Source organism: Vibrio sp. T9, from assembly GCF_003123985.1.
Taxonomy (GTDB): domain Bacteria; phylum Pseudomonadota; class Gammaproteobacteria; order Enterobacterales; family Vibrionaceae; genus Vibrio; species Vibrio diabolicus.
On sequence record NZ_NIGY01000160.1, the window covers coordinates 1 to 313 of the forward strand.

General features: G+C 68.7%; 1 protein-coding gene. It reads right to left on the reverse strand.

The window, feature by feature from the left end; genetic code table 11:
* Window positions 1-313, reverse strand: a 313-nt coding sequence (locus CBX98_RS25900; RefSeq protein ID WP_172606052.1) for an S-adenosylmethionine:tRNA ribosyltransferase-isomerase, incomplete at both ends; no start/stop codon positions are given.

A 313-nucleotide genomic window follows, 5' to 3' on the forward strand; every position in this document is an offset into this window, starting at 1 on the left:
CGCGAACATCCTCGGCGCGCATCGGCTGGAAGGTGCCCGCGCCGACATGCAAGGTGACGTAGCCCGTCTCGACACCGCGCTCGCGGAGCTTGCCGAGTAGTTCCTCGTCGAAGTGAAGCCCCGCGGTCGGTGCGGCAACCGCGCCTGGCTCGCGGGCGAAAACGGTCTGGTAGCGCTCGTTATCCGCCGCCTCGGCACCGCGCTCGATATACGGCGGCAGCGGCATCTCGCCCAGGCGCGAAAGCAGACGCTCCAGCGGCTCCTGGCTCTCGAAGCGCAGAAGGAAGAACTCGCCCTCGCGACCGAGCACGGT